This is a genomic window from Cryobacterium sp. MP_3.1, from assembly GCF_035984795.1.
Taxonomy (GTDB): domain Bacteria; phylum Actinomycetota; class Actinomycetes; order Actinomycetales; family Microbacteriaceae; genus Cryobacterium; species Cryobacterium zongtaii.
The window spans coordinates 56989-82605 of record NZ_JAXCHV010000014.1; the positions used below are offsets into that span (position 1 = coordinate 56989).

The window sequence follows — 25617 nt, forward strand, 5'->3', positions numbered from 1 at the left end:
CCGCGTGACCAGCCAGACCCAGATGCGTGCCGCCCAGGCCAATCTGCAGGCCAGCGCCCAGCGCCTGGCCCAGCTGCAGGAGCAGTCCTCGTCGCTGAAGACCATCAGCCGGGCCTCCGACGACCCCGCCCGCGCCGCCAACGCCCTCGCGGTGCGTGCCGAGCAGCGTGCCACCGCCCAGTACACCCGCAACGCCGACAACGGCAACGGCTGGCTGACCACGCTGGACACCGCGCTCGGCGCGAGCACCACCATCCTGAACCGGGTGCGCGACCTCACCGTTCAGGGCGCGAACGCCGGCACCATGTCGCCGGCAGCCAGGGAAGCCATCGCCCTGCAGATCGACGGCCTCAAACAGGACCTGCTCAGCCAGGCCAACGCGACGCACCTCGGCCGCACCGTCTTCGCCGGCAATTCCGACACCGGCGTGGCGTTCACGGACGCTGGCGTGCACAGCGGCGGATCCACCCCGGGGGTCGACCGGCGCGTGGGCGCCGACAGCACGGTGCGGGTGGATGCCGACGGCGCCGCCGTCTTCGGCAGCGGCCCCGACTCGATTTTCGCCCTGCTCACAACGGTCTCGGATGCCTTGCGCAACTCCCCGGCGACGGTGTCGAGCCATCTGGGCGCCATCGACACCGCCCTGAACCGGGTCATCGCCGCCAACTCCGACGTCGGCGCCCGGCAGACCCGCATCGAAAGCGCCACCGCCGCACTGGTCACCCAGAAGGGCACCCTCGAGGCACAGCGGGTGCAGCTCGAGGATGCCGACCTGGCGACCGTGATCCTCGACCTCAAGCTGCAGGAGGTCGCCTACCAGTCCGGCCTCGCCGTCACCGCCCGCGTGATTCAACCGACCCTGATGGACTTCCTTTCATGACCGCCACCCTGAGTTTCCTCTCTCCGCCGCCCGGCCTGGCCCCGCTGACCGACTTCCAGCTGCGCGAGATCACCGGCGCCGCCGGACTGTTCGCCCTGCAGTCAGCCATCGACGAGCACACCCGGCTGTTCGTGCTCGACGCGTCGGTGTACCTGCCGGACTACACGCCCGTGATCTCCGACGAGCACGCCAAGGCCCTCGACCTCGCCGCACCAGAGCAGGCGATGGTCCTGGTGGTGACCAACCCTGGCGAGACCGGCACGACCGTGAACCTGATGGCTCCCATCGTGGTGAACGCCGACACCGGCCGGTGCGCCCAGATCATCCTGGACGGCCAGGATTGGCCGCTCCGCGCCGAGCTCACCCCACGTGCCGCGCCGCAGGACCTGCAGGACCCTGCCGTCTAGAACGAGCGCTGTCGGGATAGGCTCGGCAGCGGTTCAATAGCTGGGGGACGCGTGCACACTGGGATCGGGGCAACACCGCCCGACGCATCAGCGACTCCGCCGTCCCACCGGACGCCGTCCCCACAGACGCCGTACCAACAGACCCCGTCCCGCCCGGGCGCCTCCCGCCCCAATGCCACCCGCACCGTCACGATCCGCACGACAGCGCCGGCTGAGGCCCCACAGCCCCGCTCGAGGCCACCAGCCCGGCCGCCGACCGCGCAGCCGGCCGCACCGCCGTCCACCCGACGGCGGGACATCCAGGGGCTCCGCGCCCTCGCGGTCATCGCCGTCATCTTCGACCATGTGCTCCACTGGCCCGCCGGCGGTTTTGTCGGCGTAGACATCTTCTTCGTCATCTCGGGTTTTCTCATCACGGGCATCCTGCTGCGCGAACACGAGCGCACCGGGCGCATCTCGCTCCGGTCCTTCTACGGCAGTAGGCTCCGCCGCCTCCTTCCGTCCGCGGCCGTGGTGCTCGTCGCCACCGGCGCGATCGGTTCCCTCCTGTTCAACCAGACCCGGGCGTTGTCCACCCTGTGGGACGCCGGCGCGTCGTTCCTCTTCGTCGCCAACTGGCGGTTCACCGCCCTCGGCACCGACTACTTCAGCGCCCTCGCGCCGGCCTCGGCGGTGCAGCACTACTGGTCGCTCTCGGTGGAGGAACAGTTCTACCTCGTCTGGCCGTGGCTGATGATTGTGATCCTGTTGGTAGGGGCCCGGGGATCCCGCACGCCAGGTCGCGGCCGGCGCGCCGTCGGCATCCTTGCGATCGTCGTCGTCGCGGCATCCTTCGCCTACGCCGTCTGGGACAGCGCAACGAATCCGGCAGTCGCGTACTTCTCGACCTTCTCCAGGGCCTGGGAGCTCGGCGTCGGCGCGATCCTGGCCGTCGCCGCACCGCTGGCCGCACGGATGCCCGTCGCCTGGCGAGTCATCCTCGGCTGGGCCGGCCTGGCCGGCGTCGTCGCATCGTTCATCGTGGTCACCGGGGACATCGCCTTCCCCGGCCCGGGTGCCGCCCTCCCCGTGCTGGCGACGGCGCTCGTGCTCGCAGCCGGTATCGGCGGCCCGCAGCGCACCCTGGTCCCGCTCACCAACCCGGTCAGCGTATACCTCGGCAACATCTCCTACTCGCTGTACCTCTGGCACTTCCCGATCTTCGTCTTCCTCACCGTGTTGCTTCCCGAGCAGAGCCCGCAGAGCACCCTGATCATTCTGGGCACGATCCTCGCCGTCTCGGTGACGTCGTACTACCTCGTTGAACAGCCGTTCCACCGCTCCCCCTGGCTGCGCGGCGGCCACCCGGCCGGTGAGCGCCGCGCCGCCTGGCGCAGCTGGCGAGAGTCCTTCGGCAGCCAGTTCATCCTGTCGTCGATGGGCGTCTTCGTCATCGCGATCGTCGTCGCTGTGTCATTCCAGCCCGCCGGCGGGCGGGCGACGTCCGAGGCGGCCTCGGTCGCAGGCGCCGACTCCGCCGTGAACCCCGAGGTGGGATTGCAAGCCGAGCTGGCCGCCGCCGTGGCCGCGACCGCCTGGCCGGACAACCTGTCCCCCTCCCTCGACGACGCCATGGCACGGACCTCCAACGACAACCCCGCACGCGACTGCTTCGACATCGGCGACACCCCCGACTTCGGCGGCTGCACCTGGGGCGCCGACAGCGCCCCCAACCACATGTACCTCGTGGGCGACTCCGAAGCCCTCTCCTACGCCCCCGCGTTCAAGGCCATCGCCGAAGACAGCGACGGACAGTGGAAGATCACCACCATCGGACTCTACGGCTGCCGGTTCACCGAGGTGCTGGTCGCCAACGAGGGTACCGGGGTGATGGACGCCTGCCCGCAACGCAAACTCGACATCAGCGACCGGATCGTCGCGGACGCCCCACAGCTGGTGGTGGTGGCCAACGCCTTCGCCGAGGGGCAGGACGCCAACCGGTCACCGCTGTCGGTCGAGAGCCTGGTCGCATCGACCCTCGCCGAAACGGCCGGCTACAACGCTGCCGGGAAGATCGTCTACCTCGCGCCCCCACCGCTCGGGGCAGAGCTCGGCCGGTGCTACTCAGCGGTGTCCAGTCCCCAGGACTGCACTGTCGGGGTGGGATCGGTCTGGCAGCAGTTCGCCGCAGCGCTGGCGGCCCCGTCTGCGACCGGTGACCACTTTGTCAGTTCGCTGCCGTTCAGCTGCTCGGCGGGCATCTGCCCGGCTTTCGCCGGAACCCTCCCGACCAAGTACGACACCGTGCACCTGACGCCGGAGTACGCGGTACACGTGGCCCCGGCCATCCGCGACGCCCTCACCGCCCTGGGCGTCCTCTGACCCGGCGTGCCGCAATCCGGTCGTGTGGCCGCGCTCTCAACGCCGGTATAGTCGGTGCTGGCACCAGCGTTGGTGCCGGCGACCTCACCCCGCGACAGCCGTGGGCTCCGACAGCTCCCGGCTGAGGACGCACCTCCAGCCCCTCGACCAGTGTCGAGGTTGCCGCCGCGCCATCAAGCGCCGCGGATGAGCTCCAAAAGGTCTTCCATGGGTGACAATTCCGCACTGCGATCGATCGAACGGTCCTTCGTCGCCTCCTCCCCGGTCCGCTCGCTGCTGCGCCTGTTGATCCCCCACCGCGGCCGACTCTCGCTGGCCACCCTGGCCTTTCTCATCAAGGACAGCCCGGCCTGGCTGCTGCCGCCGATCACCGCGGCCGTCATCGACATCGTCGTGGACCGCGGTCCCCTGCCACAGCTGTGGTTCTGGGCGGCCTGCGCCCTGGCGCTGCTGAGCCTGAATTACCCGTTCCACATGATCTTCGTGCGGCTGTCCAGCCGGGCGATCCGGTCGATGGCCGTGGATGTGCGCAACGCCCTCGCCGAGCGCCTGCAACGGCTGTCGATCGGCTTCCACAACCGGCAGAGCGCCTCGATCGTGCACACCAAGGTGGTGCGGGATGTCGAGAGCATCGAGATGATGATGCAGCAGGCCCTGCCCACCTTCCTCTCGGCCCTGTTCACCCTCACCGGCGCGGTGGTGCTCACCGCCCTCACCGTGCCCGCCTTCGTCGGAGTCTTCGCCGTCACCGTGCCCCTGGCCGTGCTGCTCATCGGCTACATCCGATCGCGCGCCGCCGACCGCAACGAGAATTTCCGACACGAGGTGGAACGATTCTCGGCCGGTGTGGGCGAGATGGCGGCGCTGATCCCCATCACCCGCGGGCACGGCCTCGAACGCGTCGCCACCCGTCGTGTCGCCGGCCAGGCCGAGAACGTGCGCGTGGCCGGGCAGGCACTGGACACCCTCAACGGCCGGTTCGGGGCACTCTCCTGGTTGTCGTACCAGGCGCTCGGCGTGATCTGCCTGATCGGCGCATCCGCAGCATCGATCACCCGGGTCATCGCCATCAGCCCGGGCGAGGTTGTGCTGCTCAGCACCTACTTCACGGTGCTCACCGGCGGCATCGTGGCCCTGCTCAATGTGACGCCGATCTTCACCCGCGGCATCGACTCCATTCGGTCGATCGCCGAGGTGATGGAGGAGCCCGACGTGGAGGTGAACGAGGGCAAGCAGCTCGTGACCGCGGTTGCCGGCCGGATCGATCTTGAGGGCGTGTGCTTCAGCTACGAGGATGACCGGCCCGCCCTGCGGGACATCTCCCTGTCGATCCGGGCCGGCGAGACCATCGCGCTGGTCGGCCCGTCCGGGTCGGGGAAGTCGACCCTGCTCAACCTGGTCCTCGGCTTCGTGCGGCCCAGCACCGGGCGGCTGCTGCTGGACGGCGTCGACGCCGCCACCCTCGACCTGCGCAGCGCCCGGTTCTTCGTCTCCGTCGTGCCGCAGGAATCGGTGCTGTTCGAGGGCACCATCCGCGACAACGTCGCCTACGGACTGACCGGCGTCAGCGACGAAGCCGTGCTGGCCGCCCTGGCCGGCGCCAACGCGCTGGACATCCTCGCCGGCCAGGGCGCCGGCCTGGACTCCGTGGTCGGAGACCGGGGCGCCCGGCTCTCCGGCGGCCAGCGCCAGCGCCTCGCTATCGCCAGGGCCCTGGTACGTGACCCGCGCATCCTGGTGCTCGACGAACCCACCAGCGCCCTCGACTCGGTGTCCGAGGAGAAGGTCAAGGATGCCCTCAGCACCCTCTTCCGCGATCGCACGACGATCATCGCGGCCCACCGGCTGTCCACCATCCGTGAGGCCGACCGGATCGTCTACATCGAGGCCGGCCGCATCGTCGAACTCGGCAGCCACGACGAACTGATGGCGCTCGGCGGCCGGTATTCGGCCATCGTCCTGCACCAGAACTCCTGACAGAACCCAGCCACCCGCATTCGCCCCTCCAGAAAGGCAACCAGTGCCCCGCTTAGACATGCCCCTGCCCGAGCTCACGCAGTACCGCCCCGCGGTCGCCGAACCGGCCGACTTCGACGCGTTCTGGCAGCGCACCCTGGCCGAGTCCCGGCTGCACCCGGCCGAGCCCCGGCTTACCAGGGTCGACTCGCCGCTGAGCGAGGTTGAGGTCTACGACGTCACCTTCAACGGCTTCGCCGGTGACCCGGTCAAGGCGTGGTTCATGCTCCCTGTCGACAGGGCCGGGTTGCTGCCGGCCCGGTTGCCCGCGGTGGTCGAGTACAACGGTTACGGCGGCGGCCGGGGTTTCCCGCACGAGCACCTCGGCTGGGTGGCCAGCGGCTACGCCTACCTGTTCATGGACACCCGCGGGCAGGGCAGCGGCTGGGGCTCCGGCGGCGACACCGCCGACCCGCACGGCAGCGGACCGGCCGGCTCCGGCTTCATGACCCGCGGCATCCAGTCACCCGACGACTACTACTACCGGCGGGTGTTCACCGATGCCGTGCGCGCGATCGACGCCGTGCGCACGCTCGACAGGGTCGACCCGGAGCGGGTGACGGTGTGCGGCGGCAGCCAGGGCGGTGGCATCGCCATCGCGGCCGCGGCCCTCTCCACCGGCCTGGTTGCGGCGATGCCGGAGGTGCCCTTCCTCTGCCACTTCGAGCGCGCCGTCGGAATGACCGGCGACGACCCGTACCAGGAGGTCGTGCGCTATCTCGCGGTGCACCGGGACGAGGTCGAGCAGACCTTCGCGACGCTCTCGTACTTCGACGGGGTCAACTTCGCCAAGCGGGCCACCGCTCCCGCGCTGTTCTCGGTGGGGTTGCTCGACCCCATCTGCCCACCGTCCACGGTTTTCGCCGCGCACAACCACTGGGCAGCGGATGCCGACATCGAGGTGTACCCGTTCAACGAGCACGAGGGCGGCCAGGGCCACCACTTCGTGCGCCAGGCCGCCTGGCTCGCCCGCCGGCTGGCCGGGTAGCCGCCCGCCGGCCGGCTCAGCGCGGCGGCGGGATCTCGCCGGAGCCGCGGTGGATCAGCCGGGTGGGAATCTCGACCTGTTTGGTGAACGAGTCGGGGTCGGCCAGGTGCTCGAGGGCCAGCCGGGCGGCGGTGCGGCCGAGCTCCATCGGGTCGTAGGCCACGACGGAGATGTCCAGGGCGTCCGCCAGCTCGAAGTCGTCGAAGCCGATGAACGCCACCGGCGGCTCGAGATTGCGCAGCACCCGCACGGCGCCCGCGCTGCCGCGGTTGTTGCCGGCCACGATCGCCGTCGGCGGGTCCGGCAGGTCGAGCAGGCTCTGCACGGCGAGCTCCGGCGAGATGTCGGGGTCGTCGTCGAGGCGCTCCCACTGCGCGGTCTCGGTGACGCCCACCTCGCGCAGCGCCTCGCGGTACCCGGCCAGGCGTTCCCGCTGGGTGTACATCGCGGACGGGTTGGAGATGAAACCGATCCTGCGGTGGCCGATGGCCGTGAGTGAGCGCACCGCGTCCGCCATACCGTGGCGGTTCTGCAGCACCACGGAGTCGGCGACGAGGTTGCGGGCCGGCCGGTCGACGCTCACCACCGGGGTGCCCAGCTGGCGTTCGCCCTCGAGGTAGGACTGGTCGTCGGCGATGGGGATCAGCAGCAGCGCCCGCACCCGTTGCGAGATCAGGGCGTCCACGACGCGTTCCTCGCTGTCCGGTGAGTCATCCGTCGTGGCGAGCACCATGGTGAGACCGCGGAGCGCCAGTTCGCGTTCGATACCGGCCGCGACGTGGAAGTAGAACGGGTTCTTCAGGTCGCCGATCACGAACGCGACGGTGTTGGTGACTCCCCCGCGACGCAGGTTGCGGGCCAGGTTGTTGGGCCGGAAGCGCAACCGCTTGGCGGCCTTGAGAACCCGCTCCCGGGTGTCAGACGAGACGTTGCCGGCACCGGCGAAGACCCGCGACACCGTCTTGGAGCTCACTCCCGCGAGCATCGCCACGTCGGCCAGTGTCGCGCGTGATTGTGTCGTCATGGGATCTCCTTCGATCAGCGAGTAGTCCAAACCGGCCAAATCACCGCTATGTCAACGTAGGACATTTTGCAGACATTGGCAACAGTTTTTTGTTCGAGGGAACCGTGAGTTCCCCGCTATTTCAACGATCTGCGGTATCCAAATACGAATAGGACAACTTCGGACAGCGCTGACATTTTTGTTTGACGGCCCGCCAAAACCGGGCCTAGCATGAGGCCCAACAGCAACACCAGAGATCCACGGGCGGGAAGTCGCGGTCGTGTCTCAACGGGTCAATGGTGATACCGATTAGGAGAAGACCGATGGCAAAGAAGCTCATCATGGGGGTAGCCGCTCTGGCGGCCACCGCACTACTGGCAGGATGCTCCGGGTCGGCCCCGGCAGACGAGGGCGAGATCACCGGGGAGATCACCGTGATCACCCAGCGCACCGACATCGTCGACACCGTGTTCAAGGACTACGCCGCCCAGTTCGAAAAGGCCTACCCCGGCACCTCGGTCAAATTCGAGGCCATCAAGGACTACGAAACCGACATCTCCACCCGGTTGTCCTCGGGCAGCTACGGTGACGTGCTCCTCATTCCCAGCACCGTCACCAAGGTGCAGCTGGCACAGTTCTTCGAGCCGCTCGGTTCCCTGGAGGAGATGAGCGAGACCTACCGCTTCGTCGCCGAGAAGGCCTACGACGACCTGGCCTACGGAGTCGCCATCACCGGAAACGCTCAGGGCATCGTCTACAACAAGAATGTCTGGGCCGACGCCGGCGTCACCGAGATGCCGACCACCCCCGATGAATTCCTCGCCGACCTCCAGCTCATCAAGGACAACACCGACGCGGTGCCGTACTACACGAACTACGGCGACGGCTGGCCGCTGAGCCAGTGGGACGGCAACCGAGCCGCGACCGGCGACAAGGACGCCTCCATCACCCTCGTCGAGTCCGACGCCCCGTGGGCGACCGGCGAGTACCACGAGATCGCTGACGGGCTGCTCTACGACATCGTCGCGCAGGGCCTGAGTGAAGAAGACCCCACCACCACGGACTGGGAATCGTCCAAGGGCGGGCTCGGCAGCGGCGAGATCGGCTCCATGGTCCTGGGCTCCTGGGCCATCACCCAGATGCAGGATGCCGCGGTGACCGCCGGCGGATCGGCCGACGACATCGGCTACATGGCCTTCCCCAGTGCCGTCGACGGACAGTCGTACTCCACCATCGGTGGCGACTACCAGAACGCCATCAGCATCAACTCGAAGAACAAGGCCACGGCCCGCGCCTGGATCGACTGGTTCGCCCAGGAGTCCGGCTACGCCACCGACCAGGGCGGGCTCTCCCCCGTCGTCGACGGCCCCGCCCCGGACGCCCTCGCTGACTTCACCGCCAGCGGCGTCGAATTCCTCGAGCTCACGCCGGTGCCGGCCGACCAGGCCACCCTGGAGAACGACATCACCAGCGAGTCCGAGATCGACCTGACCGGCCCGCTCTACCGCCAGAAGATCGTCGACACCGCCCGCGGTGCCGCCGACGGCGACAAGGCGTCGCTCTTCGCCGACCTGAACGCTGCCTGGGCCACGGCCAAGGCATCCGTCGAGGGCTAGGCCCCGTCCCCACCCGCACCACCAGCAGGGGAAGTCCGCAGTAACAGCCGGCCGGCCGGGCATTCAACGGCCGGCCGCGCTCTGCCCGGACCGACACTGCCCCAGGCAAGAGAAAGGACGCTCGGTGTCTCAACAACTGGCCCCAGCGAAAGCGCCGGACCTGTTCAGCCGGTTCTCGCACCGCTTCATCCGCACCACCGTCAGCGCAACCGGCAAACGCAAAGACTCCATCGTCATGCCGTGGCTGTTCCTGGCCATCCCGCTGGCCCTGCTGATCACGTTCACCTATATCCCGGTGGGCAACATGATCTGGTACAGCTTCACCTCCTGGGACGGCCTGGACAAGACCAAAGACGTCGTCGGGCTGAACAACTTCGTCAAGATCTTCACCGATCCCAAGTACTGGCAGGTCTTCGTGGTCAGCCTGTACTACTTCGGGGCGTCGTTCCTGCAGATGGCCCTGGCGCTCTACTTCGCCACGATCCTCAGCTTCAAGACCCGGTTCCGCAACCTGTTCAAGGGCATCCTGTTCTTTCCCTACCTGATCAACGCCGTCGCCATCGCGTTCATCTTCCTGTTCTTCTTCCGCCCGGGCGGCACCCTCGACGCCGTGCTCGGCTTCGTAGGCCTCGGCGAGCTCTCCACCCAGTGGCTCGGTAACCCGGATGTGGTCAACTACTCCCTCGCCGGCGTCGCCATCTGGCGCTACATCGGCCTCAACTTCGTCCTCTTCCTCGGCGCGATCCAGTCGATCCCCGGCGAACTCTACGAGGCGGCCGACCTGGACGGCGCGAACAAGTGGCAGCAGTTCCGCTACATCATCGCCCCGGGCATCCAGCGCATCATCAGCCTGTCCTTCATCCTGGCTATCGCCGGCAGCCTCTCCGCGTTCGAACTGCCGTACATCATCACCGGCGGCACCAACGGCAGCATGACCTTCGTCATCCAGACCATCCAAACGGCCTTCGTGTACCGCAAGGTCGGCCTCGCCTCGGCGATGGCGGTCATCCTGCTCATCATCGTGCTGCTCGTCACCTGGCTGCAGCGCAAGGTCGTCCCCGACGAGAAAGTGACGTTGGCCTCATGATCAGACATCTCGGCACCACGGGGAAGTACCTGTCCCTCGTTCTCGGTTCGCTCGTCGCGCTCGTGCCCATCATCGTGATCCTGTTCGCGTCGCTGAAGAGCAACACCGAGTACGCCACCACCGGTCCCCTGGTGCCGCCGTCGAACTGGTTCAACTTCGCCAACTTCGCCACGGCCTTCGTCGACGGACGGATGATGCTCGGGTTCCTGAACACCTCGATCATCGCGGTGATCTCGGTCACCGGCACCATCCTGATCGGCACCATGGCCGCGTACGTGCTCGACAGGTTCGAGTTCCGCTTCAAGAAGGTGGTCTTCGGGCTCTTCCTCGTCGCCACCCTGGTGCCGGCCGTCACCACCCAGGTGGCGACCTACCAGGTGGTGAACTTCTTCCACCTGGTCAACACCCACGGGGCCGCGATCATCCTGTTCATGGGTACCGACATCCTCTCGATCTACATCTTCATCCAGTTCATGCAGTCGATTCCCCGGTCGCTCGACGAAGCCGCCATGCTCGACGGCGCGAGCCGGTTCGGGGTGTACTGGCGCATCATCCTGCCGCTGCTCGGCCCCGCCATCGCCACGGTCGTCATCATCAAGGGCATCGCCATCTACAACGAGTTCTACATCCCCTACCTCTATATGCCCGCTCAGGACCTGGCCGTGATCAGCACCTCGCTCTTCAGGTTCCAGGGACCGTACGGCGCACAGTGGGAGATCATCGCGGCCGGCATCATGATCGTCATCGTGCCGACCCTGATCATCTTCCTGTTCCTGCAACGATTCATCTACAACGGCGTCACGTCCGGAGCCACCAAGTAATGTCTGGAAACCCGTAATGTCTGCACACACCATCCCCTCGTCCTCCCTTGCCCCCGTCACCCGGTTGCTCGACACCGACTGGAGTGTCACCGCTCTGGACGGACCGGTGCCGGCGAGCATCCGGCGCCTCACCGTGCCGGCCACCGTGCCCGGCTCCGTGCACACCGATCTGCTGGCCGCCGAGCTGATTCCCGACCCGTACCTCGACGGCAACGAGCAGCTGCTCTCCTGGATCGGGCTGACCGACTGGCGCTACAGCACCACCTTCGCCTGGAACCCGGCCGGCGCCGAGAAGACCGAGCTGGTCTTCGCCGGGCTCGACACCATCGCCGAGATCGAACTGAACGGGGTGTCGCTGGGCACTACCCGCAATATGCACCGCAGCTACCGCTTCGACGTGAGCGCCCGCCTCACAGCCGGCCTCAACGAGCTCGTGGTGGTGTTCCGCTCCCCCATCAAGGCCGCGGATGCCGCGAGCCTGGACCTCGGCTACCGTCCGCACGTGAACCACCACCCCTACAACGCCATCCGCAAGATGGCCTGCAGCTTCGGCTGGGACTGGGGCATCGACACGTCCACCTCCGGGCTGTGGAAGCCGGTGACCCTGGTCAGCTGGTCGACCGCCCGGCTGGCGAGTGTGCGCCCGATCGCCACGGTGTCTGACCCGACGGGGCCGACCAGCACCGGGCTGGTGGACGTGCATGTGGAGGTGGACCGCGCGACGGAGACCCCGGTCAGCGTCACGGCATCCGTCGCCGGCGTCAGCCGCACCGTGGAGCTGTCTGCCGGAGCGACCGGCACCACCGTGAGCCTGAGCGTGCCCGATGTGGACCTGTGGTGGCCGCTCGGCTACGGTGAGCACCCGCTCTACGAGCTGGAGGTCACCCTGCGCGCGGCCGACACCGCGGTGGAACTGGACCGGTCGAGCACCCGGATCGGCTTCCGCACCGTCGAATTCGACACCACCCCCGACGAGAACGGCACCCCGTTCACCCTGGTCATCAACGGCCAGCCGGTGTTCGTGCGCGGCGCCAACTGGATCCCAGACGACGCCTTCCCGCACCGCGTCACCAAGGCACGCTACCTGGACCGGCTCACACAGGCCGAGTTCGCCAACATCAACCTGATCCGGGTGTGGGGCGGGGGCATCTTCGAGAGCGACGACTTCTACGACCTGTGCGACGAGCGCGGCCTCCTCACCTGGCAGGACTTCCTGCTCGCCTGCGCCGCCTACGCCGAAGAGGCCCCGCTCGGTCACGAGATCGAGGCCGAGGCCAGAGAGAACGTCGCCCGGCTCGCCGCGCATCCGTCCCTCGTGGTGCTGAACGGCAACAACGAGAACCTCTGGGGCTTCGAGGAATGGAACTGGAAACTGCGCCTGGACGGCAAGACCTGGGGCGGCGGCTTCTACTACGACGTGTTTCCCGCCCTGGTCGCCGAGCTGGCCCCGCACATCGGCTACACGCCCGGCAGCCCGTTCTCCCCGGTTGCCGGCACGGCCTCCAATGACCTGCACCCCAACGACCCCGAGCACGGCACCATGCACATCTGGGACCTCTGGAACCAGCGCGACTACCCCGCCTACCGCGATTACCAGCCGCGCTTCGTGGCCGAGTTCGGCTGGCAGGGCCCGCCCACCTGGTCGACCCTGACGGAGTCGATCCACGATGTGCCGCTGACCCCGGAATCGCCGGGCATGCTCGTGCACCAGAAGGCCATGGAGGGCAACGTCAAGCTCACCGACGGACTGCTGCCGCACCTGCCGCTCCCCGACGAGATCGGCGACTGGCATTGGGCGATGTCCCTGAACCAGGCCACCGCCATCAGCACCGCGATCGAGCACTTCCGCTCGCTCTCCCCGCACTGCATGGGCAGTATCGTCTGGCAGCTCAACGACTGCTGGCCGGTCACCTCCTGGGCCGCCGTGGACGGCTACGGCCGGCCGAAGCCCCTGCTGTACGCGATCAAGCACGCCTACGCCGACAGGCTGATCACCATCCAGCCCCGCGAGAGCGGCCTGGCCGTCATCGCGGTCAACGACTCCGCCGACACCTGGAGCGGCGAGCTCCTGGTGCGGCGGTACACAGACACGGGATCAGTCCTGGCCGAGCACGCCGAGCGGGTCACCCTGCCGGCGCGGTCGAGCGTGACCGTGCCGCTGCCCGCATCCGTGTCCGCGGCAACGGATGCGGCAGCGGAGCTCCTCCGCGCCGAGCTGGCCGGGGTGCGTGGGCACTGGTTCTTCGCCGAGGCCCGAGACAGCACCCTGACACCGGGCACCCCCGAGGTGAGCGCCGTGCACACCGCCGACGGCTACAGCGTGCGGGTCACCGTGCCGGTGCTCACCCGCGACCTGGTCTTGCTGGTCGACAAGGTCGACCCGGACGCCCTGGTCGACGACATGCTGGTCACCCTGCTGCCCGGTGAAAGCGTGGTCTTCACGGTCACCTCCCTGCTCGAGGTCGACCCGGCAGCCTTCACGACGCCGGGTGTGCTGCGCAGCACCAACCAGCTGGTGCGACGGTGACGAACACGTCCGGGCCCGATGCGGCATCCGTTCTCACCGAACCGGTCTGCGGCATGACCTGGGGCTGGACGGGCGTTCGGGGAACCTGGGCGACCCCGGCGGCCGCCGACTCGATGCGGCTCATGGCCGACCTCGGCGTGAACTGGACCGCCCTGGCCTACGCGGCGTTGCAGGACACCGCCCAGTCGGAGGAGATCCCGTTCGGCGACGCGCCGACGGTAACCGACGACGAGGTGCGCTGGGCCATCCGCGAGGCCAAGGCGCACGGACTCAAGGTCTGCCTCAAGCCCGTCGTCAACTGCGCCGACGGCACCTGGCGCGCCTACATCGGCTTCTTCGACTGGGAGGTACCGGGCGAACCCGGCTGGACCGCCTGGTTCCGGTCGTACACGGCGTTCATCCTGCGCGCCGCCCGCCTCGCCGAGGAGGAGGGCGCCGAGATGCTCTGCATAGGCTGCGAGATGGTGCGCGCCGACGGCCAGGATGCGCGCTGGCGCACCCTGATCACCGCGGTGCGCGAGGTCTACAGCGGCCTGGTGACCTACAACTGCGACAAGTTCCAGGAGGACCACGTCACCTGGTGGGACGCCGTCGACGTGATCACCTCCAGCGGCTACTACCCGATCGATACCTGGGACGAGCAGCTGGATCGCATCGAGCAGGTCGTGACGGCCACCGGCAAGCTGTTCTTCTTCATGGAGGCCGGCTGCCCGAGCCGCACCGGGTCACCCGACAGGCCCAACGACTGGGCCCTGCCCGGGGTTCCCTCCGGCGCCGATCAGCTGCGCTACTACGAGGACATGTTCGCGGCCACCGGTCGGCGAGAATGGATGCGCGGCTTCATGCTCTGGGACTGGCCGACGACCCTGTACGCAGCGGCCGATGCGGCGCAGAATGACGACTACTGCGTCTACGGCAAACCCGCCGAAGACTTCCTGGGCCGCCGGTACCGGGCCTGGCTGGCCGCACCGCCCAGTTCCGCACCGCCCGCACCCGCACCCGTACCACCCGCAAGAACGGACCACCCATGAGTGTCGAATCCAGCTCCCTCACCATCGACGCCGGCCAGACCGGCATCCGGGCGCGCCTGCACACCGGGAACGGCGAGTGGGTTCCGTTCGAATTCGGCGGGATCCGCACCGACAGTGCCCTGATCCCCCAGCTCGGCGAGGTCGTCGCCTCCGTCGCGTCATCGACCCGGCAGCCGATCGTCACCGTCAGTGCCGGCATCTCCGGCTTCTCGAAGGCCGAAACCGACCCGCGCGAACTCCTCGCCGCCGGCGCGGCACTCGGGGTGCGCGAGGTCTTCCTCGCCCACGACTCCGTCACGAGCTACCTCGGCGCCCTCGGGGACGAGCTCGGCGTGGTCGTCGCCGCCGGCACCGGCGTGGTCACCCTCGCGGTGGGTGCGAACGATGTGGCCCGCATCGACGGGTGGGGCAACCTGATCGGCGACGCCGGCAGCGGCTACTGGCTCGGCCGCGCGGCCCTGGACGCCGTGATGCGCGCCTACGACGGCCGCGGCCCGGCAACGGCGCTGTCCGCCGTCATGCGCCGGGAGTTCCCCCAGCTCGAAATGGCCTACCTCGAGCTGCAGGCCGATCCGCTGCGGGTGAGCCGCATCGCCGCCTACTCCCGTCAAGTCACCGAACTGGCCGCAACGGATACCGTCGCCGCCGCGATCTGCGACGGAGCCGCCGCCGAGCTGGTGCTCTCGGCCGCCACCGGGCTCCGCCGGGTCGGCGAAGACACCAGCCCGTCCCCCGTGGTCTGCGGCATCGGCGGGGTGCTGCGCGCCCCCGAGATGACCACCCGGTTCGAGCGGGGTCTGCGCGAGCTGTGGCCAGACGTCGACATCCGCCCCGCCATCGCCAACGCCCTGGACGGCGCCGAATACCTGGCCCGGCTGGCCCCCACCAGCGCCCTGCGCGACCGCATCGCCACCTCGATCGGCTAGCGCCGACGGGCCGGATTGTCAGTCGGCTAGCTCAGCTGGAGCAGGGCGGCCTCGAAGGCCACCCAGGGCAGCATGGCGCACTTGACCCTCGCCGGGTACTTGGAGACGCCGGCGAAGGCCGCGGCGTCGCCGAGCACCTCTTCGTCGGGTTCGATGGTGCCGCGGGAGCGCAGCATCTCCCGGAACAGGTCGAGCATGACCAGCGACTCGGCGACGCTGGTGCCGCGCACGGTGTCGTTGAGCACTGAGGCCGACGCCATCGAAATGGAGCAGCCGACACCCCGCCAGGCGAAACCGTCGATCCGGGCATCCGCTCCGGCGCCGGACAGGCCGACCCGCACGGTGATCTCATCGCCGCAGGTGGTGTTCACCTGGTGCGACTGGGCCTGGCGCAGACCGGCGGCGACCGCTGCCGCGTCCTCGTCGAGCTCCGACAGTTCGGCGACGGCGCCGTGCGCGGACTTCGCGTGGTCGAGGATGATCTGCTGGTACAGCTGCTGCATGGCGGAAGAGGTCATCGGGCTACTCCGAAGAACGGGCCGACCTCGGCGAGCACGGCCAGGAACTGGTCGACCTCGTCGTCGGTCGTGTACAGGTAGGTGCTCGCACGGGTGGACGCGGTGACGCCGAGTTTCTTGTGCAGCGGCTGGGCGCAGTGGTGCCCCACCCGCACGGCGATGCCGGCCTCGTCCAGGAACTGGCCGACGTCGTGCGCGTGCACGCCGGCGACATCCACCGCGGCCAGGCCGATGCGTTCGACCCCGAGGCCGGGGCCGAGCAGCCGCACGCCGGGGATGGCGGTGACGCCCTCGACGAGCCGCCGGCCGAGCTCGGCTTCGCGGGTGCGGATACGGCCCATGCCGGTGTGGCTGAGGTAGTCGACCGCGGAGGCCAGCGCGATGGCCTGGGAGATGCGCTGGGTGCCGGCCTCGAACCGCTGCGGCGGGGTGAGGAACTCGGCGCCCTGCATGTCGACGGTGGTGATCATGGACCCGCCGTGGAGGAACGGCGGCATCGCGGCGAGCAGCTCGGCCTTGCCGTAGAGCACGCCGATACCGGTGGGGCCGAGCATCTTGTGCCCGGAGAACACCGCGAAATCCACGTCGAGCGCGGTGAGGTCCAGGGCCAGGTGCGGCGCCGACTGGCAGGCGTCCAGGAAGACCAGGGCGTCGACGGCGTGGGCCAGGGCCACGAGCTCGTCGATGGGGTTGATGGTGCCCACCACGTTGGAGGCGTGGGTGACGGCGAGCAGCCGGGTGCGCGGGTTCAGGATCTCGGCGGCGGCGGCCATGTCGAGGGTGCCGTCCGGCAGCACCGGGATGAAACGGAGGGTGGCTCCGGTGCGAAGCGCCAGCTGCTGCCAGGGGATGAGGTTGGAGTGGTGCTCCATCTCGGTGACGACGATCTCGTCGCCGAACCCCAGCTTGAAGCGGGCGGCGGCGGCGCCGCCGAGGCCCAGGGACGCGTTGGAGAACGAGTACGAGACGAGGTTCACACCCTCGGTGGCGTTGGAGGTCCAGACGATCTCGTCTTCCCGGGCGCCGACGAACCCGGCGACCGTGGCGCGGGCGGCCTCGAACACCTCGGTGGCGGCGAAGGCCAGGGTGTGCGCGCCGCGGTGCACGGCGGCGTTCCGCTGCTCGTAGTACTCCTGCTCGGCCTCCATCACGCTGATCGGGTTCTGCGAGGTGGCACCGGAGTCGAGGTAGGCCAGCGGATGCCCGTTGACGAGCTGATGCAGCACCGGGAAGTCATTGCGGATGCGCAGCACCTCATCGGAACTCAGAGTCTGGTCGGCCAGGCTCTCGTCAGGCAGGCTCTCGTGATGCGGAGCCTGGTCACGCGCGGAGGCAGAGGGTGGTGCGACGAACGTCATACCTCAGGGTACCGCCACCGGCCGGGCCCCGGCTGAGGATGACGGCAGGATACGAAGCGCCCGCGCCGGCGGTCCGGGCTCGGTTCAGGCCTAGGCTGGAAGCCAGCAGAAAGGGCCGCCATGCCGCACGCTCCCCTGGTTTCGCCGGGACCGCCGCTCACCCCGGCCCAACGCCAACGCTATGCCCGGCAGCTCTCTCTCGAGCAGGTCGGCGATCTCGGTCAGCGCCGCCTCGCGGCCGCCAGGGTGCTGATGGTCGGTGCCGGCGGACTGGGCTCCCCCGTGCTCACCGCCCTGGCCGCCGCGGGCGTCGGCACTCTCGGCATCGTGGATTCAGACAGCGTGGAGGTCTCCAACCTGCACCGCCAGACCATCTACACGATGGCCGACCTGGCCCGGCCCAAGGCCGAGGCGGCGGCGGCGGCCCTGCGCGCGCACAACCCGCTGATCGAGGTCGTGGCGCACCAGACCCGCCTCACGGCCGCCAACGTGCTCGCCCTGATCGCCGACTACGACATCGTCGTCGACGGCACCGACAACTTCGCCACCCGCCACCTCGCCCACGACGCCGCTGCGCTGCTGCACAAGCCGTACATCTGGGGCTCCGTGCTGCGCTTCGACGGCCTGGTGACGACGTTCTGGGTCGACGGTCCGGCCGGCGGCACCCGCCTGGAGGACCTGTTCCCGAGCACTCCGGGCGCCGACGAGGCCGAAACCTGCGCCATGGCCGGGGTGCTCGGCTCGGTGTGCGCCAGTGTCGGCGCCATGATGGCCTCCGAAACGCTCAAACTCATCGTGGGCTTCGGTGAACCGTTGTTCGGCCGACTGCTCGTGCACGACGGCCTCGACGCCTCCTGGCGGGAGGTGCCGTACGGGGCGGGCGCCGCGACAGGGGTGACCGGCCCCCTCGAGCCGGCCGCGGCCGCCGACCCGCCCCGCGACACCAGCCACAGCCAGGTGCACACCCACCCGATCCCGGTGCTGCCGCACCCCGGCGCACCTGCACCCGACGAGGTCACCTCGGCCGAGCTCGCCGGCCTGCTCGCCGACCGGCAGGCGGGGCTCGCCGACTTCGTGCTGGTGGACATCCGGGAGCCGTGGGAGCGCGACATCGTCGCCATCGACGGATCAGCGCTGGTGCCGATGGCGCAGCTGCTCACCGACGAGGCGCGCTCGGTGATGGAACCCGACGACCGCGTCATCCTCTACTGCCACCACGGCGCCCGGTCCGAATACGCCCGCGAGGTGCTCCGCGACAACGGCTGGTCGGCGGTCACCCACCTCGCGGGCGGCGTCGACGACTGGGTGCTGCGGATCGAACCGGACAAAGCGCGGTACTGATCTCGCCGCACGCTCAGAACCGGCCGAGCCCGTTGCCGATCACCACGACACCGATCACCAGGAGAACCACACTCACCACCACGGAGTAGTTGGTGATCAGCCAGGTCTCCAACCGCTGCAGCGGAGGCCGCATCCGCTCACCGGCCACCAGACCGGTCAGCACCGGGATCAGCACCGTCGAAGCGGCGAGCACGGTGAACAGCAGGACGAGAGCCGCGCTGGCACCCCGGTCGAGGTGGGCCGCACCGATGGTGATGCCGGCGCTGGCGCCCAATAAGAGGTTCTTCGGTTTGACGGCCGCGAACAGCAGCGCCACGGCGAAGCCGCGACCGGCGGTCATCCGGTCCAGAGACGCCATCCAGCCGGGTAGCTCCGGCTCCTCTCCGGCTTTGTGCCGCGTGCCGAACTCCCGGACGGCCAACAGCACGAGCACCACCCCGACCGCGATGGACAGCGCCCCGACCAGCGGAGCCTCACCGCCGGACTGCTCAGGGATCACCGCGAAGAGCAGCGTGAAGACGCTCACCAGACCCAGGATGCCCACGACCCAACCGGCCAGGAAACCCAGGCCGGCTCTCGAGCCCGTCGGGGTAAGCAGCAGCAGGATCACGATGAAGACCGGGATCGGGCTGAGGGCGATGCCCAGCGCCAGGGGAAGCAGGTCGCCGATGACGGGGCCCATGAGCACCTCCAGATCGAGCCGGCGCACCCCGCCTGGCCAGCGGAATTCGCGGGGTGGTTGCCGGGTGGGCGCCCGGTTATGGTGTGCGCAACGGGCACGATAGTACGTCCCGAGAGAGCACGGCAAGAGAGGTGGTCATCATGGGCGATGACAAGCGTCCAACCGGGAACACGGCGACGGGGTCGCGGGGCAGCGACGAGGCCGTCGACCGTGGTTTCCTCGGCACCCTCGATCCCCTGATCATCCATGCCGCCGACGGCCGGGTGGTCTGGGAGATGGAGTCCCTCGCCTTCCTGGCCGGTGCCGGGTCGGAGAACGTGCACGACGGTCTCTGGCGGCAGAGCGCTCTGACCGCCAGGCACGGCCTCTATCTGGTGACCGAGGGCATCTATCAGGTGCGCGGCTTCGACCTCTCCAACATGACTCTGGTCGAGGGCGACCACGGGGTCATCGTGATCGACCCGCTCATCTCGGCGGAGACCGCTGCGGCCGCGCTGGCGCTGTACCGCAGCCATCGCGGCGACCGCCCGGTGTCGGCGATCGTGTACACCCACGCTCACGCCGACCACTTCGGCGGCGTGCTCGGTGTGATCGAACCCGACACCGGCATCCCCATCGTCGCCCCCGAACACTTTCTCGACAACGCGGTGTCCGAGAACGTCTACGCGGGAACCGCGATGTTCCGCCGCGGCTACTACTACGACGGGCATCCGTTGGCCCGGAACGCCGCCGGCCGAATCGGTATCGGCCTGGGCGCCGGCGCGTCGACAGGCAGTATCGGCCTGGTCGTGCCCACCCTCGACATCACCGCGACGGGCCAGGAAGAGGTGCTCGACGGCGTGCGGATCGTCTTCCAGCTCACCCCCGGCACCGAGTGTCCGTCGGAGATGAACCTGTACTTCCCGGCGCAGCGCGCCCTGTGCATGGCCGAGAACGCCACCCACACCATGCACAACCTGCTCACCCTGCGCGGCGCACAGGTGCGCGACCCCCGCATGTGGTCCCGATACCTGAGTGAGGCCACCGAACTGTTCGGCCACCGATCTGATGTGGAATTCGCGTCGCACCACTGGCCGACCTGGGGAACCGACGCCATCGTCGCCTTCCTCACCGAGCAGCGCGACCTCTACGCCTACCTGCACGATCAGACCGTGCGCCTGATGAACCAGGGCCTGACCGGCAGCGAGATCGCCGAGGACTTCGACATGCCGCCGTCGCTGGCCGGGAAGTGGCACACCCACGGCTACTACGGCTCGGTGAGCCACAACGTCAAGGCGATCTACCAGCGCTACCTCGGCTGGTACGACGGCAACCCGGCGCACCTGTGGCAGCATCCGCCGACGGCCGCGGCCACCCGGTACGTCGATGTGATGGGCGGCGTCGCGGCCACCCTCGCGCACGCCAGGCGCTACCTGGATGCCGGTGATCTGCGGTTCGCCGTGGAGCTGGCCAGTCACGCCGTTTTCGCCGACCCCGGTGACGGCGCGGCCCGCGACCTGCTGGCGACGGGCCTGGAGCGGCTGGGTTTCGGTGCGGAGAACGCCACCTGGCGGAACGTCTTCCTCACCGGGGCGACCGAGCTGCGGTACGGCGTGGGCCGCAACGACCTCGAGGCCGGCGGTCTGCTCGACGTGCTCACCGTCACCCAGCTCTTCGACACCCTGGCGATCCGGCTGGTGGGGCCCCGGTCGTGGAACGAGAGCTTCGCGATCAACTGGGTGATCACGGACACGCGGGAGCTCTACAGGCTGGAGCTCAGCCACGGAGCACTGATCCACTATCCGATCGACAAGCCCCGCCCGGCGGACCTCAACGTGCGCATCACCCACGCCAGGCTGGCCCAGGCCGTGGCCGGCGGCTCCTTCAGCGGGGTGGACATGACCGGGGACGCCGGCGTGCTGCCGAGGTTGTTCGCCCTGCTGGACAGCCCGGATCCGACCTTCGCCGTCGTGACGCCGTAGCGCGCCCCGCCGGGCCTGGTCAGCCGCCGGCGAACGGGGGCAGGACGTCGAGCCTGTCGCCCTCGTTCAGCACGCGGGCGCGGTCGGTGGTGGCCGTCCCGTTCACGATGAAGGAGCAGCGGGCGAAGACGGCGGGCGAGCTGCTGCCGAGATCCGTCAGGAAGGCGCCGATGGTGGCCCCTGCGGGCAGGTCGCGGGTTTCCTCAGCTACCCCCGTCGCCGCCTTGGCCGCGGCGTAATAGCGCACCTGCACCTGCATGGTGATGAACCCTTCGTCGGTGGGCGGGCCGTATCGGCCGGCCCGTTCGTCCAGCCTACGACGGGTCACCACTCCGGAGCGGCGCGCAGGGCGTAGTGAAGCTCGACCAGGCCGTCATCGAAGCTCTGCGCACCGCGCAGGTCGAGAACGGCCGGGTCGGAGTCGGCCGGGAACACCCCGCGGCCGGCGCCGATCACGACCGGCATCACCACGAGGCGCACCTCATCCACCTCGCCGGCGGCGAAGAAGGCCCGGCTGAGGCTCAGGCTGCCCCACAGCACGACGATGCCGCTGGTCTCGGCCTTGATCCGGCGGATGGCCTCGACGGCGTCGCCGGACTCCAGGGTCGCCGCGGGCAGGTCGCCCCACGGGGCGTGGCTGAGCGTGCGCGAGAACACGTGGCGACGCAAAGCGTTGAGTGGGCCGGTGAGGACCTCGTCCGCCGCTTCCGGCGTGGGCCAGTAGCCCACGAACATGCGGTAGGTGTTGGCGCCGAGCACCATTGCTTCGACGCCGTCGAGCCAGGCCAGCTGGCTCCGGTCGAATTCGTCGGTGCGGCCGTCGAGAAGTTCGTAGGCCGTGAACTCGTTGTCGAGGTTGGCCGCGAAGCCGTCGAGGGTCACGAACTGCTGCACCACGAGGTGTCCCATGAGTTGCCCTTCCGTGTGAGAGCCCGCACTACGGCCCGTGTATTCGAGGCACGATACGCCCGGGCCGAGTCGCCTTCAAGCAACCGGCCGGCGGCGGCCGGCGCCGGAGCCGGTGCACACACGGCTTCGCGGCGGCGAACTGCGGCAAGATGGTGACATGAGCGCGCGCACGATCGACCAGCACCGGGAGGCCGTGGCGGCGCTTCTCGCACCGCTGTTCCAGAACCGCGCCACCGAGGTGCTCCCGCTCTCGAGTGCTCGGCTGACCGACGACCCCGACAGCTACCGGGACAGGTCCCTCGCGATCGCCGTCGACTCCCCCGTGGCGCTGCCCCCCTTCGACAACTCACAGATGGACGGCTACGCCGTGCGCGCCGGGGACCTCGCGGCGGCCTCGGAGCTCACACCGACCACCCTGACCGTAGCCGGCCGGATCGCCGCGGGTGACCCCGCCGGGCAGCTGGCGCCGGGTACCGCCGCCCCGATCATGACGGGTGCGCCGATCCCGGCGGGCGCGGATGCCGTGGTGCCGATCGAGCAGGCCGATCCGCCCCGCTTCCAGCCGCAGGACCCCGACGGCAGGTCTCCCGAGGTCCGGAACGTCTCGTTCCGCGCCGCGGTCCCGGTCGGCGGGTTCGTGCGCCGGACCGGCAGCGACGTGCACCCCGGCGACAGGCTCCTCGACGCCGGAACCCGGCTCGGCCCGGCCCAGTACGGGGTCCTCGCCGGGACCGGGCTGACCTCGGTTTCCGTGCTGCGGCGTGTCAGGGTCCTGCTCATCGCGACCGGCCACGAGATCCGCGAGCCCGGCGACAACCTGGCCGCCGGCCAGATCTACGACTCCAACAGCGTCATCCTCGGCCAGGCCCTGCGGGATGCCGGCTGCACGGTGACCGCCCGGCCGTGCCGTTCCGACGATGCCGCCGACCTCCTCGCCCTCCTCGCCGAGGCCCCGGAGGTAGACCTCGTGGTCACCGTCGGCGGCGTCAGCGCCGGCGCCCGTGAGGTGGTGCGCGATGCGCTCGGCCCACTCGGGGTGACCTTCCAGCACGTCGCGATGCAGCCCGGCGGCCCGCAGGGGCTCGGCGCGATCGCGGTGCCGATCAACGCGGGGCCGATCAACACCGTGCCGATCAACGCCGTGCCGATCAACACCGTGCCCGTGATCACCTTCCCCGGCAACCCGGTGAGCGCGCTCATCTCGTTCGAGGTGTTCCTGCGGCCGGTGCTGCGGCGCCTGGCCGGACTGGCGAGACCGGACCGGGAGGTGCGGAGCGCCCCCCTCGCCGCGCCGGTGGAGTCGCCGGCCGGTAAGCACCAGCTGCGGCGCGGCATCCTGCGCCCCGACGGCGCCCTCGAACTGGTGGGCGGTGCCAGTTCGCACCTCCTGCACGCCTATGCCACCGCGACGGTGCTCGTGCACCTGCCCGTCGGGGCCGGCAGTGTCGCCGCGGGAGAACCCGTGGACTATTGGAGTATCGATGACTGAAACACCGTCCGAGGACACCCCGGCGCCGCCCACCCGGCTCAGCCACGTGCGCGCCGACGGCGCCGCCCTCATGGTGGACGTGACCGACAAGTCCGTCACCAAACGACGAGCCACCGCGACGGCCACGCTGATCACCCGGCCCGACGTGATCGCCCTGCTGATCGCCGGCGAACTACCCAAGGGCGAGGCCCTCGCCGTGGCCAGGGTGGCCGGCATCATGGGCGCCAAGCAGACCTCGGCGTTGATCCCGCTCTGTCACCCCCTTCCGCTCAGCGGTGCCACGATCGACTTCGCTCCCGGTGACGATCGGGTGCTCATCAGCGCGACGGTGAAGACCACCGGGGTGACCGGCGTCGAGATGGAGGCGCTGACCGCGGTGTCCGTGGCGGCGCTCACCCTGTACGACATGATCAAGGCCGTGGACAAACACGCGGTGATCACCGACATCAGGGTGCTGGCGAAGTCCGGCGGCAAGAGCGGCGACTGGAGCACCGAGTGAGCGCGACCGTCGGGCCGAGCGGACGGCCCGGCGACGGGCGCACCGGGCAGGTGATCGTGGCGTCGACCCGCGCGGCCGCCGGCGTGTACACCGACCGCACCGGACCCGTCATCGACGCGTGGCTGCGCGAGCGCGGCTGGCTGGTACTGGACCGGGCCGTCGTCGCAGACGGCGAACCCGTCGGCGACGCCCTGGCCGCGGCCATCGAAGCCGGCCTCGACCTGGTCATCACGACAGGCGGCACCGGCGTGAGCCCCACCGACCAGACCCCGGAGCAGACCCTGCCGCTGCTGGATCGCCAATTGCCCGGAATCATGGAGGAGCTGCGGCGGCGGGGCACGGCCGCCACACCGCTTGCCGTGCTCTCTCGCGGTCACGCGGGCATCGCCCGGGGCCGCACCGTCGTGATCAACCTGCCCGGCTCCACCGGCGGCGTGCGCGACGGGCTGGCCGTGCTCGCCGAACTGCTCGACCACCTCATCGACCAGGTGCGCGGAGTCGACCATGCCGGCACGCCGGCCGCCGCCGACCAGCACGCCGCACCCGCCAAGGCCTCGAAGGCCCCCTCGCCCAAGACCGTGCCCCGTACCGGCACACCCCCCAAGGACCCCCGACATGGCCACTGAGCCCACCCCGCACGTGTTGTTCGCCCGCGTCGATGACACCCCGATCACCGTCGACGAGTGCACGGATGCCGTGGCCGACGCGACAGCAGGCGCCGTCGTGTCGTTCGCGGGTGTTGTGCGCAACCACGACGAGGACCGCGGCGTGACCTGGCTGCGCTACAGCGCCCATCCGAGCGCCCAGACCGTGCTCGAGGAGGTCGCGCACGAGGTGGCCCTGGCGCACCCGGGCTGCCGGATCGCCGCCGCGCACCGGGTGGGCGACCTGGGCATCGGCGACGTGGCGCTGGCCTGCGCCGTGGCGTCCGCCCACCGGGCCGAGGCCTTCGCGGCCTGCGCCGCCCTGGTCGACGAGATCAAGGCCCGGGTGCCCATCTGGAAGGAACAGGGCTTCACCGACGGCAGCACCGAGTGGGTCGCCGCGCTCGGCTGACCCGTCAAGCGCCCCCTGCCAACTGTTCCCCCACCGGACAAATGGTCCCCTTGGGTTCAAAGGGTCGTTGCAACACCTGAGTGATTGAGGTGTTGGCGATGAATGGTTCGGCAGGGTTTCCGCGTGAGGTTCGCCGCCGGT

The 25617-nt window shown here is 69.4% G+C and carries 23 protein-coding genes; 17 read left to right on the top strand and 6 right to left on the bottom strand.

Annotated elements, in window-relative coordinates:
* Positions 1 to 4: 4 nt before the first annotated feature.
* The 5 genes from RCH12_RS10810 (at position 5) to RCH12_RS10830 (ending at position 6652) form a co-directional block, all read left to right on the top strand.
* Positions 5 to 880: a flagellin N-terminal helical domain-containing protein gene (locus RCH12_RS10810; RefSeq protein ID WP_327016858.1), complete on the top strand. Its 876-nt coding sequence runs from the start codon at positions 5 to 7 to the stop codon at positions 878 to 880.
* Positions 877 to 1287 (top strand): flagellar assembly protein FliW, encoded by a 411-nt coding sequence (locus tag RCH12_RS10815; protein WP_103431649.1) that lies wholly within the window; start codon positions 877 to 879, stop codon positions 1285 to 1287. The genes RCH12_RS10810 and RCH12_RS10815 overlap by 4 nt, the downstream gene beginning before the upstream one ends.
* 51 nt (positions 1288 to 1338) lie before the next feature.
* Entirely contained in the window at positions 1339 to 3648 is a 2310-nt protein-coding gene (locus RCH12_RS10820; protein ID WP_327016859.1) for an acyltransferase family protein, read from the top strand.
* Positions 3649 to 3855: 207 nt separating this feature from the next.
* On the top strand, positions 3856 to 5625 hold the full coding sequence (locus tag RCH12_RS10825; RefSeq protein ID WP_103431648.1) for an ABC transporter ATP-binding protein: 1770 nt from the start codon (positions 3856 to 3858) through the stop codon (positions 5623 to 5625).
* Between the two features lie 43 nt (positions 5626 to 5668).
* Complete coding sequence (locus RCH12_RS10830) at positions 5669 to 6652, top strand: acetylxylan esterase (RefSeq protein ID WP_103431647.1); 984 nt, start codon at positions 5669 to 5671, stop codon at positions 6650 to 6652.
* A 16-nt stretch (positions 6653 to 6668) separates the two neighbouring features.
* On the opposite strand, the gene RCH12_RS10835 is transcribed toward RCH12_RS10830, so the two are convergent.
* Positions 6669 to 7676, bottom strand: a complete 1008-nt coding sequence (locus tag RCH12_RS10835) for a LacI family DNA-binding transcriptional regulator (RefSeq protein ID WP_103431646.1) — start codon at positions 7674 to 7676, stop codon at positions 6669 to 6671.
* 302 nt (positions 7677 to 7978) lie between these two features.
* Between RCH12_RS10835 and RCH12_RS10840 the strand changes: the two genes are divergently transcribed.
* The 6 genes from RCH12_RS10840 (at position 7979) to RCH12_RS10865 (ending at position 15663) form a co-directional block, all read left to right on the top strand.
* Positions 7979 to 9271: an ABC transporter substrate-binding protein gene (locus tag RCH12_RS10840; protein ID WP_103431645.1), complete on the top strand. Its 1293-nt coding sequence runs from the start codon at positions 7979 to 7981 to the stop codon at positions 9269 to 9271.
* A 187-nt stretch (positions 9272 to 9458) separates the two neighbouring features.
* Positions 9459 to 10358, top strand: coding sequence for a carbohydrate ABC transporter permease (locus RCH12_RS10845; protein WP_243399240.1), 900 nt, complete (start codon positions 9459 to 9461; stop codon positions 10356 to 10358).
* Positions 10355 to 11179, top strand: coding sequence for a carbohydrate ABC transporter permease (locus tag RCH12_RS10850; protein WP_088455979.1), 825 nt, complete (start codon positions 10355 to 10357; stop codon positions 11177 to 11179). The genes RCH12_RS10845 and RCH12_RS10850 overlap by 4 nt, the downstream gene beginning before the upstream one ends.
* 16 nt (positions 11180 to 11195) lie before the next feature.
* Positions 11196 to 13706: a glycoside hydrolase family 2 protein gene (locus tag RCH12_RS10855; protein ID WP_327016860.1), complete on the top strand. Its 2511-nt coding sequence runs from the start codon at positions 11196 to 11198 to the stop codon at positions 13704 to 13706.
* Positions 13703 to 14737 (top strand): glycoside hydrolase family 113, encoded by a 1035-nt coding sequence (locus RCH12_RS10860; protein ID WP_442784576.1) that lies wholly within the window; start codon positions 13703 to 13705, stop codon positions 14735 to 14737. Before RCH12_RS10855 ends, RCH12_RS10860 begins: the two co-directional genes overlap by 4 nt.
* On the top strand, positions 14734 to 15663 hold the full coding sequence (locus RCH12_RS10865) for a BadF/BadG/BcrA/BcrD ATPase family protein (protein WP_327016861.1): 930 nt from the start codon (positions 14734 to 14736) through the stop codon (positions 15661 to 15663). The genes RCH12_RS10860 and RCH12_RS10865 overlap by 4 nt, the downstream gene beginning before the upstream one ends.
* 26 nt (positions 15664 to 15689) lie before the next feature.
* Here RCH12_RS10865 and sufU read toward each other — a convergent pair whose 3' ends face one another.
* Both sufU and RCH12_RS10875 read right to left on the bottom strand, forming a co-directional pair.
* Positions 15690 to 16181, bottom strand: coding sequence for a Fe-S cluster assembly sulfur transfer protein SufU (gene sufU / locus RCH12_RS10870; RefSeq protein WP_327016862.1), 492 nt, complete (start codon positions 16179 to 16181; stop codon positions 15690 to 15692).
* Positions 16178 to 17539, bottom strand: a complete 1362-nt coding sequence (locus RCH12_RS10875; protein ID WP_327016863.1) for an aminotransferase class V-fold PLP-dependent enzyme — start codon at positions 17537 to 17539, stop codon at positions 16178 to 16180. The genes sufU and RCH12_RS10875 overlap by 4 nt, the downstream gene beginning before the upstream one ends.
* A 120-nt stretch (positions 17540 to 17659) precedes the next feature.
* Here RCH12_RS10875 and RCH12_RS10880 point away from each other — a divergent pair, with 120 nt between their 5' ends.
* Positions 17660 to 18880: a ThiF family adenylyltransferase gene (locus RCH12_RS10880; RefSeq protein ID WP_327016864.1), complete on the top strand. Its 1221-nt coding sequence runs from the start codon at positions 17660 to 17662 to the stop codon at positions 18878 to 18880.
* Between the two features lie 13 nt (positions 18881 to 18893).
* Here RCH12_RS10880 and RCH12_RS10885 read toward each other — a convergent pair whose 3' ends face one another.
* Entirely contained in the window at positions 18894 to 19562 is a 669-nt protein-coding gene (locus RCH12_RS10885; RefSeq protein WP_133163850.1) for a GAP family protein, read from the bottom strand.
* A 140-nt stretch (positions 19563 to 19702) separates the two neighbouring features.
* Here RCH12_RS10885 and RCH12_RS10890 point away from each other — a divergent pair, with 140 nt between their 5' ends.
* Positions 19703 to 21523 (top strand): alkyl/aryl-sulfatase, encoded by a 1821-nt coding sequence (locus tag RCH12_RS10890; RefSeq protein WP_103432107.1) that lies wholly within the window; start codon positions 19703 to 19705, stop codon positions 21521 to 21523.
* A gap of 19 nt (positions 21524 to 21542) precedes the next feature.
* Here the strand turns inward: RCH12_RS10890 and RCH12_RS10895 are convergent, their stop codons facing one another.
* Complete coding sequence (locus tag RCH12_RS10895; protein WP_241980223.1) at positions 21543 to 21851, bottom strand: MoaD/ThiS family protein; 309 nt, start codon at positions 21849 to 21851, stop codon at positions 21543 to 21545.
* Complete coding sequence (locus tag RCH12_RS10900) at positions 21848 to 22432, bottom strand: dihydrofolate reductase family protein (protein WP_327016865.1); 585 nt, start codon at positions 22430 to 22432, stop codon at positions 21848 to 21850. Before RCH12_RS10900 ends, RCH12_RS10895 begins: the two co-directional genes overlap by 4 nt.
* 157 nt (positions 22433 to 22589) lie before the next feature.
* Between RCH12_RS10900 and RCH12_RS10905 the strand changes: the two genes are divergently transcribed.
* Genes RCH12_RS10905 through RCH12_RS10920 form a run of 4 tightly spaced genes read left to right on the top strand, consistent with a single transcriptional unit; the run spans position 22590 to position 25476 of the window.
* Positions 22590 to 23921: a molybdopterin molybdotransferase MoeA gene (locus RCH12_RS10905; RefSeq protein ID WP_327016866.1), complete on the top strand. Its 1332-nt coding sequence runs from the start codon at positions 22590 to 22592 to the stop codon at positions 23919 to 23921.
* A complete protein-coding gene (gene moaC, locus RCH12_RS10910) occupies positions 23914 to 24420 on the top strand; it encodes a cyclic pyranopterin monophosphate synthase MoaC (protein WP_327016867.1) in 507 nt (168 codons plus the stop codon). Before RCH12_RS10905 ends, moaC begins: the two co-directional genes overlap by 8 nt.
* Complete coding sequence (locus RCH12_RS10915) at positions 24417 to 25046, top strand: MogA/MoaB family molybdenum cofactor biosynthesis protein (protein WP_327016868.1); 630 nt, start codon at positions 24417 to 24419, stop codon at positions 25044 to 25046. Before moaC ends, RCH12_RS10915 begins: the two co-directional genes overlap by 4 nt.
* Positions 25036 to 25476: a molybdenum cofactor biosynthesis protein MoaE gene (locus RCH12_RS10920; protein ID WP_174776720.1), complete on the top strand. Its 441-nt coding sequence runs from the start codon at positions 25036 to 25038 to the stop codon at positions 25474 to 25476. Before RCH12_RS10915 ends, RCH12_RS10920 begins: the two co-directional genes overlap by 11 nt.
* Positions 25477 to 25617: the final 141 nt, after the last annotated feature.